Genomic DNA, 15,571 nt, shown 5'->3' on the forward strand with positions numbered 1-15,571 from the left:
GCCCCGCGGTCGGCTACTGACAGGGCACGATGGGTGAGTGACCTGGGGGACCGAGGACGGGGCCGGCCGGTGGGCGCCGTTCCCGGTGCAGGACTGGGACCGGCTGGCGGCGGAACAGCGGGGACGCCGGCGGGCGCTGCGGCCGTTGGTCGTGACCGGGCTCGTCCTGGCGTTGGTCGCGGCCTTGATCATCGTCGCCGACCGGATCGGTGAGCCCGCGGATTCCGTCTTCCTGCCGGCGGACGGTACGGCGATGATCGGGATCCGGGACCTCACCGGCGGTGGCGACACCGAGCGGTCACCGGTCAGCGTCGAGACCGTCGTCCTGCCCGCGCCGGCGATGATCGGCAGCACCGACTTCGGCTTCGCCAGCCGCCTGATCGCCGCGCTCCGGGACGAGTCCGAGCCGTTGACCTCCTTGGGCCGGGTACGGCTGCTGCGGTCGACCGTGACGGCGGGGCCGGAGCGCCAGACCACGTCCGTGTACGAGGTCGGCGGCGACCTCGACCTGGTCGGCGAGGACGGCCTGGTCGGGCTGGGCCCGGTCGGCCCCGGCCGGGTCTACCGGCCCGGGCTCACCGAGCTGCCGGCCGGCGCCGGGCCCGGATCGACCTGGCGGGACAGCGGCAGCGCCGGCGCCGGCCTCGGCTACGCGTCCGACTTCCGGGCCGAACCGGCGCCCGGCCACCCGGCCGACTGTCTGCAGACCTCCGGCCGGATCAGCTACACCGACGAGTCCGGGGCCGAACTCGCGGAGCGCCGGGTCCGCCGGGTCTGGTGCCCCGGCCGGGGCATCGTGGAGTCGGCGGAGTCGGTGGCCGACCGGACGGTCACCGTACGCCCGGGACCGGCGCCGGTCGCGGAGCCGGCGCCCGACCCCGGTCCCGCTCCGGCTTGGCCGGACCCGCGGCAGTGGCGGGTGTCGCTGCAGGACCCGCGGTCGATCTCGCCGGCGTACGGCGAGGAACGGGTCACCGGAGTCCCGAGCGGACCGCCGGTGCTGACGGCGTCGGGCCGGGTGGTCCGGATCGGCGAGACCGGCCAGGACCTGGTCGTCCTCACCACGGCCGGCTCCGATCCGCCGTCGCGGTCGGTGCTGCGGCTGCATCCCGGCGGCCGGGTGACCGGGCTCGCCGCCTACCGCGGCCTGATCATCGCGGCGACCAGCCAGCGCCGGCTGGTCGGCTACAACGACCAGGGTCTCCGGCTGTGGACCCGGGACCTGCCCGAGGTGATCACCGGCGCGCCCGTCGGCGTGGCCGGCGACCGGGTCGTGCTGACCACGATCGACGGCACCGCGATCGCCGTCTCGCTCCGGGACGGCGGCGAGTTGTGGCGGCGATCCGTCGGCGCCCGGACCGGCACCGCGCCGGTGGTGGCAGGGGGATCGGTGATCATCACCGGCGACGACGGTACGGTGACCGCGCTCGATCCGGCCACCGGCGAGCCGTACTGGGACTCGACCGGCAGCCCGGGCACGGTCCAGGTGCTCGGCGACACCTTGATCACGGTGAGTAGCGACCGGATCGAGGCGCGGGACCTGGCCGGCGGGACCCGGACCTGGCGGCTGCCGGTTCCGGGCACGCTGACCGGGAGCACCGTCGTCGCCGATCGGCTGGTGGTCGCCACCCGGGAGACGACGATGATCATGGACGCGGACGGGACGATCCGGCGCCGGCTCGGGGTGCTGACCGGGCTGCTCGGCTGGGGCGACCTGCTGGCCGGCTGGACCGCCGACCGGCTGATGATCATGGATCCGGAGGGAACCGAGCTGGCGGGCTGGCCGATCAGCGGGGAGACCTGGCAGACCGGCAGCCGGACCGCCCTGGCCACGCCGCGGGGACTCCAGTTGCACGGCGCGGGATGGGAGTACCTGGCATGGGCCGGCTGACCGGGCTCGGCGCCGCCGTCTGGCGGGACGTCGTCGTCTCCCGGATCCGGGAGGGCCGGTTGCGGGCCGCCGGCTGGCCGTACGGTCTGCGCTGGCTGGTCACGCTGCTCCTGATCTTGTTCGGACTCGCTGCGGTACTGGTGCTGGCCGGTCCGCTGCTGCGCCGGTCCGTCCCACTGCTGGCGACCTCGACGATGGTGTCCGGGCTTCCGGCGGACTGGTTCTGGGCGCTGATCTTCCTGATCGCGGTGCTGGCCGCCCTGGTGCACACGGCCTGTCTGCACGGCGCCTGGTGGTTGAAGATCATCGGGCTGTTGATCACCACCGTCGCCATGGTCGGCTGGGGCCTGGGCGGCACCTTCACCGGCGACCTCAACGCCGGCCAGCTGACCGTGCTCGGCTGTGCCGTGGCCATGATCGTCTTCTCCGTCCTGCGTTGGCGTGGTCGGTTCCGCTGGTGGGAGTTCCCCGTCGTGCTCGGGTTGATCGGCACGCTGGTGCTGACCACGCTGGTGGCCAACCGGTACGCGCAGTCGTTCGGCTTCGAGTTCGCCCCGGCGATGGTGCAGCAGTCGCTGGCCACGATCGGGTTCCTGGCCACGCCCGCGGCCATGGTGGCCGGCGTGGCGGTCGCCGAGATCGCGATCAACCTGACCATCGTGGTCACCGGCCGGGTGCAGCGGCTCGCCGCGCCGCTCACCGGGCAGCCGCACCGCCGGGCCTGGGGTGCGCTGCCGTACCTGATCTTGGTCGGGCTGCTGCTGATCCGGCTCGGCCAGTCCGTCCTCGAACTGCGCGACCTCGACCCGGTCGCGCAGGGGCTGCCGGCCGTCGTCCTGGCCGTGCTGGTCGTCGCAGCGGTCGGCGGGCTGGGCTGGCTGACCCTGCGGCTGGCGCGCGGCCGCGGCGAGATCGCGGTCGGCGACCTGCCGGACGAGCTGTCCGCGGTCGGGCTGCCGATCTCGGCCGCCCTGGCCGGCCTGCTGCTGCCGATCCTCGTCGTCTCCGCCGTGATCAGCGCCCTGGTCGCGCTGAATCCCCTCGGCATGGCTGGGCAGGCCCGGGCCGATGCGATGCCGCTCGCCGACCTGACCGACGGGGTCCGGCTCGCCGTCGCCGTCGCCTGCGTCGGTATCGGTCTGCTGCTCGCCCGCCGCGGCCGGCCGACCCGCGGCCTGCTGCTCTGCTGTGTCGCCGTGATGATCTTCGGTCAGCTGTCGCAGCTGCTGACCGGCTATCGGCTCGCCGTACCCTTCGACCTGACCATGATCAACCTGGTCGCGACCGGCGTCACCGTGCTGCTGATCGTGCTGGTCGCGGCGCGGCGGCGGCTGACCCCGGTCCGCGCCCTCGCCCTGTCCGGACTGCTGGTGCTGTCGGCCCTGGTGTCGGCCCGCGACGTGATCACCGACCCGGTGGAGGTGATCTTCGGCTACTCCGGCGCCCCGATCGTCCTGTTCGGGCTGGTCTGGACGTTCCTCACCGGATCCGGCTGGGGCAACGGGCACAGCAGCCGGTTCCCGCGCCCGACCCGGGTCCTGTTGATCATGGCGAATCTGTTGCTGGCCACCACCCTGCTGGCCTACCTGGCGCTGGTCGGCACCCTCACCAACGTCGTCGACCTGGACGACTTCGCCGATCTGGGCGACGTGCTGTTCGGCACCGGGCTGCTTGCCGCCGCCTATGTTGCGGTGGTCAGCGTGCTCCGGGCCGGCCGGCCGATCGCCGAATGACCGCCCGCGTAGGGTCGAGTCATGGCTTCGGGTCGCGACCGGCTGGGCGGGGTACCGCCGCGGCTGGTGGCAACTCTGGCCCTCGGCACCACCCTGAACCCGCTCAACTCGTCGATGATCGCGGTCGCGCTGGCCACCCTGCAGCGCGAGTTCGACACCTCCATCGCCGAGGTCACCTGGCTGGTCTCCGGCTTCTACGTCGCGGCCGCCGTCGGCCAGCCGCTGATGGGCCGGCTGATCGATCAGTTCGGGGCCCGGCGGCTGTTCCTGTTCGGGTTGGCGCTGGTGCTGGCGACCTCGGCCCTGATGCCGTTCGCGCCCGGGCTCTGGTGGCTGGTCGCCCTGCGGGTGGTGCAGGCGTTCGGCACCTCGGCCGCGTACCCGGCGGCACTGACCGTGATCCGGTCCGCCGCGCCGAAGGGCAGTACCCCGGCCGGTGCCCTGGGCGCGATCAGCATGGCCAACTCCAGCTGCGCCGCGCTCGGCCCGGTGCTCGGCGGTTTCCTGGTCGCCTGGGCCGGCTGGCCGGCCGTCTTCGTCGTGAACGTACCGCTGACCCTGATCGGGCTGGTGCTGGCCTGGCGGGTGCTGCCGAGGACCGGGCCGGAACCGGGCCGGCGGGTGTCGATCGACCTGCCCGGGATCGGCCTGTTCACCGCGACGCTGATCTCGTTGCTGGCCTTCATCCTGTCCTTCGCGAACGGCCCGCGCTGGTGGCTGATCGCGGTGATCATCGTGGCCGGCCTCGGCCTGGTGCTGTGGGAGCGCCGGGTCGACGAACCGTTCCTCGACGTCCGGGGGCTGGTCACCAACCGGGCCCTCAGCTCGGTGCTGGCGCAGCAGGGCATGATCAATCTCACCTTCTACGCGATGTTCTTCTCGTTGCCGCTCTGGATCGAGGCGGTCCGCGGCTTCGGCAGCGACACGGCGGGTCTGCTGGTGCTGCCGGTGGCCGGGCTGGGCATCGCGACCGTACCGCTGGCGGCACGGCTGATCGGCCGGTCCGGGTCGCGGCCGGCGTTGATCTTCGGGTCCTGTGTGCTGCTCGTCGCGACGCTGCTGATCCAGCTGCTCGGCGACGGCTCGCCGATCTGGCTGATCGTGCTGATCGCGCTGGCCTTCGGCATCCCGAACGGCTTCAACAACCTCGGCCTGCAGACTTCCCTGTACGACGCCGCGCCGGCCGACCGGACCGCGTCCGCCGGCGGGCTGTTCCAGACCTTCCGCTACCTCGGCGCCATCCTGGCCACCGCGATGATCGGCCTGATCTTCGAGCGGGACCTGAGCAGCGACGGACTGCACCATCTCGGCCTGCTGATGACCGGCGGCGCGGTGCTGGTGCTGCTGCTCGCGCTGTTGATCCGGCGACAACGCCCCGAGTCCGCCGACTGACGGGGTGGCATCACTGTCGGCGGCGTCTGGTGCACTACCGTCGACGTGTTAGACGACGAAGGACACCATGTATCAGCTGATCCGCACTCCGCGGCCGGCGGCACCGATGCCGGAGCTGGATCCGACCCAGCAACGTGTCGTCGACCATCCGGGCGGGCCGCTGCTGGTGCTGGCCGGCCCGGGCACCGGGAAGACGACGACCCTGGTCGAGTCGGTGGTGGACCGGATCGAGCGGCGCGGGATGCGGCCGGAGTCGATCTTGGTGCTGACCTTCTCGCGGCGGGCCGCCGGTGAACTGCGGACCCGGATCGCGGCCCGGCTCGGCCGCTCGGTGGCGACGCCGCTGGCGATGACCTTCCACTCCTTCTGTTACGCGCTGATCCGGCGGTTCTCCGCGGTCGACCGGTCCGGCCAGGCGATCCGGCTGCTGACCGCGCCGGAGCAGGAGTTCCGGGTCCGGGAGATCCTCGAGGGCAGCCCGGAGACCGGCCGGGCGGACTGGCCGACCAGCCTGGCGGCGGCCTTCCCGACCCGCGGCTTCGCGGCCGAGGTGCGGTCGGTGCTGGCGAAGGCGCGGCAGCTCGGGATGGACCCGGAGGACGTGATCGACGCCGGCGAGGCGGCCGGCCGGCCGGAGTGGGTGAGCGTCGGCCAGTTCTTCGACGAGTACCTTGACGTCCTCGACTCGGAACGGGTGATGGACTACGCGGAGCTGGTGCACCGGTGCCGGATCCTGCTCGCCGACCCGGTGATCCGCGACACCGTACGGTCCGAACTGAAGGCCGTCTTCGTCGACGAATACCAGGACACCGACCCGTCCCAGGTCCGGCTGCTGCAGGCGATCGCCGGCGACGGCCGGGACGTCGTCGCGGTGGGCGACCCGGACCAGTCCATCTACGCGTTCCGGGGCGCCGAGGCGCGCGGCATCCTCGACTTCGGCGACGCGTTCCCGACCGCGTCCGGCGAGCGGGCGCCGGTGATCGCGCTGGGCCGGACCCGGCGGTTCGGCAAGGCGCTGCTGTCGGTCAGCCGCAACCTGGCCGACCGGATGGGGCTGCCGCGGCCGCTCCCGCCCGAGGTGTACGCCAGCTACCGACACCCGGAGCCGACGCCGGACCTGCCGCCCGGCCGGATCGACGTCTTCACCTGCGCCAGCGCCGGCGCGGAGGCCGAACACATCGCCGACATCCTGCGCAGCGCGCATCTGCGGGACGGGGTGCGCTGGTCCGAGATGGCGGTGCTGGTCCGGTCCGGCCGGCGCAGCATCCCGACGCTCAGCCGTGCGCTCAGCGCGGCCGGCATCCCGATCGAGGTGGCCGGCGACGAGATCCCGCTGTCCGCCGAACTCGCGGTCCGGCCGCTGCTGCTGGCCCTGCAGGTTGCCGCGACCGGCCGCAGGATCGACCAGGAACAGGCGCAGACCCTGCTCACCTCGCCGCTCGGCGGCCTGGACAGTCTCGGCCTGCGCCGGCTCGGCCGGGCCCTGCGGTCCGCCGAACGAGCCGAACTGGCCGGGGCCGGCCTGCCTCGGCTGTCGGCCGAGTTGATCGCCCGGGCGGTCAACGATCCCGACCTGCTGGCCGAACTGCCGGCCGCACCGGAACGCGACCGCGCCGCCGGCCTGGCCGCGCTGCTGATCGACTGCCAGAAGTTGATCATGGACGGCGGCTCGGCCGAGGAGGCGCTCTGGCTGCTCTGGACCGGCACCGGCTGGCCGGACAAGCTGCGCCGCGAGGCGTCCGGCGGCGGCGAACCGGCCCGCCGGGCCGACCGGGAACTGGACGCGATCTGTGCCCTGTTCGACGTGGCCGGCCGGTCCGAGGATGTGGTCGGGCTGCGCGGCGTGACCGGATTCCTGGCCGAGGTGGAGGGGCAGCAGATCCCGGCCGACACCCTGCGCGAGGCGGACCTCCGCGGCGAGGCCGTACGGGTGCTGACGGCGCACCGGTCCAAGGGACTGGAGTGGCCGCTGGTCGTCGTCGCCGCGGTGCAGGAAGGCGTCTGGCCCGACGTCCGGCGCCGCGGTTCGCTGCTCGAACCCGACCGGCTGTCCCGGCACGGGCTGGCCGACGACGTACCGACCGCGATCCGGATCGCCGAGGAACGGCGGCTGTTCTACGTCGCCTGCACCCGGGCCCGGAACCGGCTCGTGATCACCGCGGTCGCCGGCACCGAGGGGGAGGGCGACCAGCCGTCGCGGTTCCTGACCGAGCTCGGCGTGACCGTACGGGATCTGCCCGGCCGGCCGCGTCGTCCGCTGACCCTGCCGGCCCTGGTCGGGGAGCTCCGCGCCGCCAGCGTGAACGCCGACCTGCCGCCGGTGCTCCGGGAGCAGGCAGCACTCCGGCTGGCTCGGCTGGCCGACGCCCGCGACGACGACGGCCGCCCGCTGGTCCCGGCCGCGGATCCGCATCGCTGGTGGGGGATGCTGCCGCTCAGCGACACCGGCGGAGGACCGGGCGACGGCCCGACGGATCCCGGCGGCGGGGGAGACGTGCCGCCGGTGGTCGCGCCGGACGCGCCGATCCAGTTGTCCGGCAGCCAGCTCGCCTCGGCGCTGGCCTGCCCGCGGCAGTGGTTCCTGTCCCGGCGTGCGCAGGCCGAGCAGGCCCGCGGCTCGGCCGCCGGCTTCGGTTCGGTGATCCACGTCCTCGCCGAGCACGGCGCCCGCGACGGCGTCGACCCGGACCGGCTGTCCGACCACCTGGAGACGGTGTGGGACCAGCTGGACTTCGACGCCAAGTGGCTGTCCGCGACCGAACGCGTCGAGGCCGAGTCGGCCCTGGAACGGTTCGCCGCCTGGCAGCAGTCCCGGACCGGGCGCGAGTTGCTCGGCACCGAGGTCGAGTTCAGCACCGAGATCGAGCTGGGGCCGGACCGGGTCCGGCTGACCGGTGTCGCCGACCGGGTCGAACGGGACCCGGACGGCCGGATCCGGATCGTCGACTTCAAGACCGGCCGCTCACAGCCGGCCGCGGTCGACGTCGCCCTCCAAGATCAACTCGGGGCCTACCAGCTGGCCGTCGCCCAGGGCGCGTTCGCCGAGGTGGCCGGCCCCGCGGCCCGGCCGGCCGGCGCGGAGCTGGTCTATCTGCGGCTGGCGGACGGGTCGGAGCTGCCCAAGGTGTTCCAGCAGGCGTCCCTCGACGACGTACCGTTCCCGGTCTCCGACCCTGATCCCGAGGACGATCCGGAGTTGTCCGGGCAGCCGACCTGGGTGCACCGGCGACTGCTCCGGGCGGCGCGCACGATCCGTACCGAAACCTTCCACGCAACGGTCAACGCGTCCTGCCGGTACTGCCCGTTCTCCGGCAGCTGCCCGGCCCAGTCCGGCGGTCAGCGGGTGATCCCGTGACGGTTCATGCCTTGCGCCCGGTGCCCACGGCGCGCCGGTTCGAGGGCACCGACGACCTGATCGAGGCGCTCGGCATCCGGTTCTCCGACCAGCAGCTGGCCGCGATCACCGCACCGCTGGAGCCGAGCGTGATCATCGCCGGCGCCGGCTCCGGGAAGACGACGGTGATGGCGGCCCGGGTGGTCTGGCTGGTCGGCATCGGCGCGGTCCGTCCGGAGGAGGTGCTCGGGCTGACCTTCACCCGCAAGGCCGCCGCCGAGCTGTCCGACCGGGTCCGGACGGCCCTGGTCCGGGCCGGTGTGGTGAGTGATCGCGGGATCGACGAGTCGGGCGAGCAGTTGATCATGACGTACGACGCGTTCGCCGCCCGGCTGGTGTCCGAGCACGGTCTGCGGATCGGCGTCGACTCCGATCCGACCATGATCAGCGGGGCGACCCGCTACCGGCTGGCGTCGCGGGTGGTCCGGGCCGCCGCCGGTCCGTTCGAGTACATCTCCCGGCTGCGGCCGGGCACCGTGACCGACCGGGTGCTCCGGCTGGACGCGGACCTGCAGCAGCACCTGGTCGACTCGGGCCGGCTGGACCGGCACGCCCGGGACGTGCTGACCGGGCTCGCGTCGGCTCCGTTGAACAACCGCGGCAACGTGTACGCGGACGTGAAGCGGGCCATGATCGCCACCGGGGAACGGCTCGAGCTGGCCAGCCTGGTCCGCGATTACCAGGAGCTGAAGCGCCACCTCGGCGTGGTCGAGTTCGCCGATCAGATGGCGATCGCCGCCCGGCTCGCGGCCGAGGTGCCGCAGGTGTCGGCATCGCTGCGGGCCTCGTTCAAGGTGGTGCTGCTGGACGAGTACCAGGACACGTCGGCGGCCCAGGCGATCATGCTCCGCGGCCTGTTCTCGGGGCGTACGCCGAGCGAGGGGCTCGGCCATCCGGTGACCGCGGTGGGCGACCCGTTCCAGGCGATCTACGGGTGGCGCGGCGCCGCGGCGAGCAACATCCTGCAGTTCGCCGGCGAGTTCCGGACCGTCAAGGGGCAGCGCAGTCCGCGCTATGCGCTGACCGTGAACCGGCGCAGCGGGCACACCATCCTCGACGTGGCGAACGTGCTCAGCCGGCCGCTGCGTGCTACGACCCTGCCCGGCGCGGATGACGCGGCCCTGCCACACGGGTCCGGCTCCGCCGAGGGGATGGGGCTGTTGCAGGCTCCGGAGAGTGCGGGACCGGGCACGGTACGGGCGGCGACGTTCGAGTCGTGGCCGGAGGAGGTCAGCTGGATCGCCGACCAGGTGATCATGATCAGGTCCGAGCAGCAGGTGCAGGCCTGGGCCGACATCGCGATCCTGACCCGCCGCAACGCCGACATCGGCCCGATCTACGGGGAGCTGACCAGCCGGGACATCCCGGTCGAGATCGTCGGTCTCGGCGGTCTGCTGAACCTGCCCGAGATCGCCGACGTGATCGCGACGCTGCGGGCGGTCGACGACGTGACGGCCAACCCGGATCTGATCCGGCTGCTGACCGGCCCGCGGTGGAACCTCGGTCCCCGTGATCTTGCCCTGCTCGGCCGGCGCGCCAAGGCGCTGGCCCGCGACCATGATCATTCCGGCGCCGACGACGGGGACGACCTGGTGTCGTCCCTGGAACTGGCCGTTGCCGATGTGGACCCGACCGACGTGGTCAGCCTGCTGGATGCCCTGGAGAGTCCGTACGACGAGCCGGGCGTGCGGGGCGACGACGCCGAGCCGCGGTTCGGGTCGGACGGCAACCCCGGCTATTCGCCGGCCGCGCTGACCCGGTTTCGCCAGCTGTCCGGCGAGCTGGCGTACCTGCGGCGGCACGCCGAGGAGCCGGTGCTCGACCTGGTCCGCCGGGTGATCGGGATCCTCGGCCTGGACGTCGAGCTGACCGCGACGCCGGAGTTCGCCCGGTCTGCCCGCCGTGATCAACTCGGCGCCTTCCTGGACGCGGTGGCCGACTACGTGGACGTGGACGGCGAGGCGTCGTTGTCCGGACTGCTGGCGTACCTGCAGGCCGAGATCGATCAAGGAAACGGCCTCGACCAGGCCGTGCCGACCGACCGCGAGGCGGTCAAACTGCTCACCGTGCACAAGGCGAAGGGCCTGGAGTGGGAGGTCGTCTTCCTGCCCGCGTTGGTGAAGGGGACGTTCCCGAGCGACCGGGTGACCGACAACTGGGTGACCAACCCGGCGGTGCTGCCGGCCGATCTGCGCGGCGACGCGGACTCGATCCCGCAGCTCGACGACACGACGAACTCGGCGATGGGGACCTACAAGCGGCAGCTGACCGAGCAGCAGCTGCTGTCGGAGGACCGGTTGGCCTACGTCGCGGCGACCCGGGCCAAGCAGTTGCTGATCGGGTCCGGCCACTGGTGGCGGGCCGAGTTGATCAAGCCGCGGGTGATCTCGACCTATCTGCAGACGATCATGGCCGAGGCGGCCCGGCAGGGTGAGCTGGTGGCCGAGGCACCGCCGCCCGGCGAGGCGAATCCGCTGGTCGTCGCCGCGGCTCCGCAGCCGTGGCCGAAGCCGTACGATCCGGATGCCTTGCGCCGCCGGCGGTCGGCCGCTGCGGCCGTGGCCGAGGCCCGGGAGCGGATGCTGCGGAGCGGGACCTATGACGGGTCGGACGAGCCGCTCCTCCTTGATCACGAAGAGATCGTCGCGGCCTGGGACGACGACATCGAGCGGTTGCTGGCCGAGCAGCGGGCCGCCCGGACCCCGGACCGCTCGGTGCGGCTGCCGGAGACCCTGTCGGCGTCCGCGGTGCTGCGGCTGAACGCCGACCCGCTCGGGTTCGCCGCCGATCTGGCCCGGCCGATGCCGCGCCCGCCGTCGCGTGCCGCCCGGTTCGGCACCCGGTTCCACCAGTGGGTCGAACAGCACTTCTCCGGCACCCTGCGCACCGGCAGTGTCGGCCAGTTGCCGCTGATCGACCCCGACGAGTTGCCCGACCGGGCCGACAGCGGCGCCGCCGACGACGACGAGCTGCGCGAGCTGTGTCAGCGCTTCGCCGGCGGCCGGTTCGGCGCCGTGATTCCGTACGCGCTGGAGGCACCGTTCACGCTGCTGCTCGGCGGCCGGCTGATCCGCGGCCGGATCGACGCCGTCTACCGGCTCGACGACGATCAGGACGGCCGGCGCTTCCAGGTGCTCGACTGGAAGACGAGCCGGACCGGCGACGCCGACCCGCTGCAGCTGGCGATCTACCGGGTCGCCTGGGCCGAGCTCAGCGGCCTTCCCCTCGACCGGGTGGACGCCGCCTTCTATTACGTACGCGACGATCGCCTGCAGCACCCCGCCGACCTCCCGGGCCGCCCCGAACTCGAACGCCTCCTCGCCGGCGATGCCGAAGATCACTGATCAGTTCACGGCGTTCCCGGTCCGGGCGCCGCGTCGAGTCGGGGACCGGCGTGCCCGGCCAGCAGCCGCCATCGGCCGGCGTCCCTGATCCAGGTCATGGTGATCAACAGCCGGAACTCGGCCGTCCGGCCGGTCTCGTCCAGGACGAGGTCGACCACCGTTCCGGTCACCACAGCGCAGTCACCGACCACGCGGACCACCGGCCGCTCGATCGACTGCGCGGCCCAGGTGACCGTTGTCGTGTTGCGCCGGATGTAGTCGTCCCGGTCCAGCACGAGCCCGGCATAGGAGGTCCAGTGACACTCCTCGTGCATCAGCTCCCGCAACTGGTTGGCGTCACCCGCCGCCAACGACTCCGCCCGGAGCCGAACCGCCGCGAGAACCTCCTCTGCATCGGTCACCTCACCAACCCTGGCGGATCGGCCTGCCGTGATCAACACCCGCACGACCAAAGCGCCCGCCGGTGGGTGACGACGACGCTCCTAGACTCCGACGATGACCACCGCGGACCCTGAGCCCCCCGCCCCCGGCCGGAGTTCCCGCTGCGGCCGGAGTTCGCGCCCGATCTCTTCGCCGGCGCGGGGGAGGACTACGCCCGCTACCGCGACGGCTATCCCGACCCGATGCTGGACGAGATCATCGCCGTCGCCGGTGCGACCGGCGACGGTGTACTGCTGGACCTCGCCTGCGGCACCGGCCAGGTGGCGATCCCGATGGCACGGCGCTTCCGGACGGTGTGGGCGGTCGATCAGGAACCGGACATGATCAGGGTCGGCGCCGCCGAGGCGGCCAAGGCCGGCGTCGAGGTGCGCTGGAGTCGCGGCACGGCGGAAACTCTGACGGTCGCGGACGACGCGCTCGAGTTGATCACCATCGCGAATGCCTTCCACCGCATGGACCGGTCGGCCGTCGCCAGGTCAGCACATCGCTGGCTGCGTCCCGGTGGTGCCTTGGTGATCATGGGCTCGGGCCGGATCCCCGGCGAACCGGCACCCGCCTGGGAGGGCGTCATCGCGGCGGCGATCGCGGACTGGCGACGGGCTTCGCCGCCGCCGACCCCAACCGCGGACCAGGGCCCGCCGGGACGACGGAAGATCTCCCACGAGGACCTGCTGGCCGAGGAGGGCTACCGGATCACCCACCGCTCCTTCACGGTGACGCGGGAACGCACCCTGGACGAGGTGATCGGCCACGTCTACTCCCGCTCGAACTCCACCCGCCGCTCCCTGGGCCCGAACCTCGCCGCCTTCGAAGCCGACCTGCGCGCCCGTCTCCTCGCCCTGGACCCCACCGCCCGCTACCCCGAAAACCTCGGCTACTTCTATTCCGTAGCTCAGCCGCACCGAGTGTGAGGTTGCGACCGCGAAATCGGCCGAAATCGGGTACGTAACGCCACAGTCGACGATCCGGGTCCAGGGCGTCGGGTTCGCCGGGTAAAGGCTGCGCCAATCTTGCCGCAGATAGCGCAAGTTGCTGCCTGAACTGACTGGCGGCGGGGTTGCGTCGAGTGTGACGGTTCCGACCGCGAAGTCGTGGAAACGGGTACGAATCGTCACAGTCGATGATCATGGTCGGGGTCACGGCTCCGGGACAGGCTCGTTGGGGAAATGGAGCTCCCATACAGTGCGGGCGGCCGGGCGGAAGTCGGGGAGGTCGAAGTCGATGTAGTGGATCAGCATCTCCGGCAGTTCATCCAAGTCTTGGAGAATCGTCTGGCGGAGGGCTTCCCGGAACTCGTCGTCGCCACCGGGTACGGCTTCGCCGGGGTAGAGGTCGCGCCATACACGTCGCAGGTAGTGGGCGCCGCTGTCGTCGTCGTAGGCGCTGATGTAGTCGATGTGGCGTTCGACCTCGTCGTCGAAGTTCTCGATGGCCTCCCGTAGTTGCCGCTTGAATGCCGCCGCGTCCGCATCGTTGGACCGGGTGAACTCTTGAAGCCCATCAAGGTTGTTGACTTCGGGATTGAGGTAGAGATCAAGATAGCGGTACAGCCAGCCGAACGTGATGCTGTCCGGTTCACCGCGAAGCCAGTATCGGTACTTGAAATCCATGATGTCTCCTTCGTCACTATGGGTCCACATAAAGGGTTTGGATTTCTGTCTTTCCACTAGCTCCTCGATCAAGAAAGATCGATATTGTTGCTTGTGAGAAGTCTGTAATCGGCGAGGTGGCCGGAGCGGGCCGCTGCGAGTCGTTCATTGGGCGCCCTGCTCGGATCCAACGGCTTCGGCTCTTGCGCGCCATCGAGATGCCGCCGCTTGTCGGAACAAGTCGGACGCCCTGGCAATAGCGGTCGCCGTTAGCGCCAAGAAGATCGGTCAGAGGGAAGACAAAGCCGCTTGGCCGCCCAGGAGGGTTGGAATCCAGTTCTGATCGGACGTCGGGGTGCCTGGTTGCGTGGATATATGCCGCGAGGAAGGCGACCGGGTCGGTGATTGCGGTGGCCATGCTCTGGCAGACGTGCGAGAGGCGGCCGGACTTGAAGGCGTCGACACCGACCAACCGCTGGGCCGGGTCGGTCTGGGCCGGGTCCTCGAGGCCGGCTACGCGGAGCCGGAGCCGGTCACCGCTCGAGGCGAAGCCCTCGTGGCGGGACAGGGCGTGGCCGCTGCCCTGATCGATCGCGACCAGGAATCGGAGTACGTCGGGGTGGTCCAGGTCGGGGTGCGGGTTGGCGGTGAAGTCGAGCCAGGGCCGGTCGTGGCGGTGGGTGTCGAGGTATTCCTTCGCCTCCTCGTGGCTCACCGCGGAGAGGTTGGCGTCCCGGGCCGGGTCGAACTGGGTGACCAGGTCCTCGACGGTCAGGTAGCCGCCGTTCGGGGTCGAGAAGCCGCCCGGGCGGCTGATTACCCGGCTCAGCCGGCACGGCGGTGGTGCGGGCGGTCCGGTCTTGGTCGGAGTGCCCGATGTGCCGGCGCCCTTGGACGGACCGCTGGAGGGTCCGGTGGTCGGGCGGGTCCAGTGGGCCGGGGGACCGCCGGCCGGCGGGATGCCGGTGGCCTGCGTCTCTGCGATCCACCAGGTGCCGACCCGGTGTACCTCGGCCAGGCCGGCGTCGCCGGAGCTGTGGTCGCCGATCGCCTTGTGCAGCGCGACGGCGGCCTGCTCCAGGGCCGCGACGACCGGACCGATCCCGGGTTCGTTCGCCCGGGGCGCCAACAGGTCGATCTTCTGTTCGCACCAGCGGGCGACGCTCGCCCAGTCCTGCGTCAGCGCGGGAGTCCGGACCAGCAGACCGGACAGGTCGTCGATGATCGACTCCAGGTCGGAGGCGGGCATCAGGACTTACCGTCGGCCAGGGCGGCGAGGGCGGCGTCGGCTTTCGCGCCCGCCTCGGCCAACGCGGCTACCGCCTCGCCGAGCTGTCCCGAGGTGGTGTCGACCAGGCCGGCCATCAGGATGTCCGAGCGTCGGACCGTACCGCCGATCACGCTGGCGATCCGGTCGCCCAGGCCGGTCAGTGCCGGTTGCGAACTTGCCACCCGGCCGGCCATGGTCCGGGCTTCGCCGGCCAGAGCAGCCAACTCGGGTTCGAGGTCCACGAGCCGCGGAGGGTCAGATCTGGTCGGCGTAGCTGGTGCAGCCGGAGGACGCGGCGTCCAGCGCCTGGGCGGCCGCCTCGATCGCCTTGGTGGCGCCGTCCAGGAGCTCGACCAGTTGCCGGTCGGCGCCGGTGGACGTACCGGAGATCAGCGACTCGATCTGGGCCGAGTGCTGGCTGAAGTTCTGCTTGAAGTCGCCCAGGCCGCCCGCGGTCTGCTGGGCCGAGGACGCCACCTGATACAGCGCCTGCTTCAGTTGCTCGAGATCGGACACC

At 71.9% G+C, this 15,571-nt stretch carries 11 protein-coding genes; 6 read left to right on the forward strand and 5 right to left on the reverse strand.

All coding sequences use genetic code 11. The features are described 5' to 3' along the window. The first annotated feature begins 37 nt into the window (after nt 1–37). From ACFQU4_RS24990 to ACFQU4_RS25010, 5 genes are all read left to right on the forward strand, one after another. Nucleotides 38–1,891, forward strand: a complete 1,854-nt coding sequence (locus ACFQU4_RS24990; protein ID WP_377497192.1) for a PQQ-binding-like beta-propeller repeat protein — start codon at nt 38–40, stop codon at nt 1,889–1,891. Continuing rightward, nucleotides 1,879–3,624: a hypothetical protein gene (locus ACFQU4_RS24995; RefSeq protein WP_377497194.1), complete on the forward strand. Its 1,746-nt coding sequence runs from the start codon at nt 1,879–1,881 to the stop codon at nt 3,622–3,624. Before ACFQU4_RS24990 ends, ACFQU4_RS24995 begins: the two co-directional genes overlap by 13 nt. 21 nt (nt 3,625–3,645) lie before the next feature. Further along, a complete protein-coding gene (locus ACFQU4_RS25000) occupies nt 3,646–5,016 on the forward strand; it encodes an MFS transporter (RefSeq protein ID WP_377497196.1) in 1,371 nt (456 codons plus the stop codon). 67 nt (nt 5,017–5,083) lie between these two features. After that, nucleotides 5,084–8,371, forward strand: coding sequence for an ATP-dependent helicase (locus ACFQU4_RS25005; RefSeq protein WP_377497198.1), 3,288 nt, complete (start codon nt 5,084–5,086; stop codon nt 8,369–8,371). Next, nucleotides 8,368–11,754: an ATP-dependent DNA helicase gene (locus tag ACFQU4_RS25010; protein ID WP_377497200.1), complete on the forward strand. Its 3,387-nt coding sequence runs from the start codon at nt 8,368–8,370 to the stop codon at nt 11,752–11,754. Before ACFQU4_RS25005 ends, ACFQU4_RS25010 begins: the two co-directional genes overlap by 4 nt. Before the next feature lie 5 nt (nt 11,755–11,759). On the opposite strand, the gene ACFQU4_RS25015 is transcribed toward ACFQU4_RS25010, so the two are convergent. Further along, on the reverse strand, nt 11,760–12,155 hold the full coding sequence (locus tag ACFQU4_RS25015; RefSeq protein ID WP_377497202.1) for a nuclear transport factor 2 family protein: 396 nt from the start codon (nt 12,153–12,155) through the stop codon (nt 11,760–11,762). A gap of 222 nt (nt 12,156–12,377) precedes the next feature. On the opposite strand from ACFQU4_RS25015, the gene ACFQU4_RS25020 reads away from it, so the two are divergent. Further along, nucleotides 12,378–13,106, forward strand: coding sequence for a class I SAM-dependent methyltransferase (locus ACFQU4_RS25020; RefSeq protein ID WP_377497204.1), 729 nt, complete (start codon nt 12,378–12,380; stop codon nt 13,104–13,106). A gap of 225 nt (nt 13,107–13,331) precedes the next feature. Here ACFQU4_RS25020 and ACFQU4_RS25025 read toward each other — a convergent pair whose 3' ends face one another. The 4 genes from ACFQU4_RS25025 to ACFQU4_RS25040 are packed head-to-tail and all read right to left on the reverse strand — an operon-like array spanning nt 13,332 to nt 15,570. Next, nucleotides 13,332–13,805 carry a hypothetical protein gene (locus ACFQU4_RS25025; RefSeq protein WP_377497206.1) on the reverse strand — a complete coding sequence of 158 codons (474 nt, stop codon included), beginning with the start codon at nt 13,803–13,805 and terminating at the stop codon, nt 13,332–13,334. Between the two features lie 16 nt (nt 13,806–13,821). Further along, a complete protein-coding gene (locus ACFQU4_RS25030) occupies nt 13,822–15,033 on the reverse strand; it encodes a hypothetical protein (protein ID WP_377497208.1) in 1,212 nt (403 codons plus the stop codon). Further along, on the reverse strand, nt 15,033–15,296 hold the full coding sequence (locus ACFQU4_RS25035; RefSeq protein ID WP_377497210.1) for a hypothetical protein: 264 nt from the start codon (nt 15,294–15,296) through the stop codon (nt 15,033–15,035). Before ACFQU4_RS25035 ends, ACFQU4_RS25030 begins: the two co-directional genes overlap by 1 nt. Nucleotides 15,297–15,309: 13 nt before the next feature. Beyond that, complete coding sequence (locus tag ACFQU4_RS25040) at nt 15,310–15,570, reverse strand: hypothetical protein (protein WP_377497212.1); 261 nt, start codon at nt 15,568–15,570, stop codon at nt 15,310–15,312. Between the last annotated feature and the right edge of the window lies 1 nt (nt 15,571).

The sequence above is a fragment of the Microlunatus sp. GCM10028923 genome, from assembly GCF_042666975.1.
GTDB lineage: Bacteria > Actinomycetota > Actinomycetes > Propionibacteriales > Propionibacteriaceae > Microlunatus.

Bases quoted from the DNA above. Each gene is read 5' to 3' on its own strand.
- ACFQU4_RS24995 (WP_377497194.1), top strand. From the start codon at position 1,879: ATGGGCCGGCTGACCGGGCTCGGCGCCGCCGTCTGGCGGGACGTCGTC.
- ACFQU4_RS25000 (WP_377497196.1), top strand. From the start codon at position 3,646: ATGGCTTCGGGTCGCGACCGGCTGGGCGGGGTACCGCCGCGGCTGGTG.
- ACFQU4_RS25005 (WP_377497198.1), top strand. From the start codon at position 5,084: ATGTATCAGCTGATCCGCACTCCGCGGCCGGCGGCACCGATGCCGGAG.
- ACFQU4_RS25020 (WP_377497204.1), top strand. From the start codon at position 12,378: ATGCTGGACGAGATCATCGCCGTCGCCGGTGCGACCGGCGACGGTGTA.
- ACFQU4_RS25025 (WP_377497206.1), bottom strand. From the start codon at position 13,805: ATGGATTTCAAGTACCGATACTGGCTTCGCGGTGAACCGGACAGCATC.
- ACFQU4_RS25030 (WP_377497208.1), bottom strand. From the start codon at position 15,033: ATGCCCGCCTCCGACCTGGAGTCGATCATCGACGACCTGTCCGGTCTG.